This is a genomic window from Jeotgalibacillus marinus (genome assembly GCF_040801915.1).
Classification (GTDB): Bacteria; Bacillota; Bacilli; order Bacillales; family Jeotgalibacillaceae; genus Jeotgalibacillus; species Jeotgalibacillus marinus.
This window is the reverse complement of sequence record NZ_JBFMIA010000321.1, coordinates 1-230: the sequence shown is the minus strand read 5'-3', so window position 1 is coordinate 230 and position 230 is coordinate 1. Positions and strand designations below refer to the sequence as shown.

The following is a 230-nucleotide window of genomic DNA, read 5'->3' as shown; positions in this document are numbered from 1 at the left end:
CGCGGTAATACGTAGGTGGCAAGCGTTATCCGGAATTATTGGGCGTAAAGGGTGCGTAGGCGGTCCGTTAAGTCTGAAGTAAAATCGTTGAGCTCAACTCAATCAAGCTTTGGAAACTGATGGACTGGAGTGCAGTAGAGGCAGATGGAATTCCATGTGTAGCGGTAAAATGCGTAGATATATGGAGGAACACCAGTGGCGAAGGCGGTCTGCTGGGCTGTAACTGACGC

Annotated in this window: 1 rRNA gene; it reads left to right on the top strand. The window is 50.0% G+C overall.

Annotation, left to right across the window (positions count from 1 at the left end):
- A 16S ribosomal RNA gene (locus AB1471_RS18015) occupies window positions 1–230 on the top strand; the annotation flags it as partial.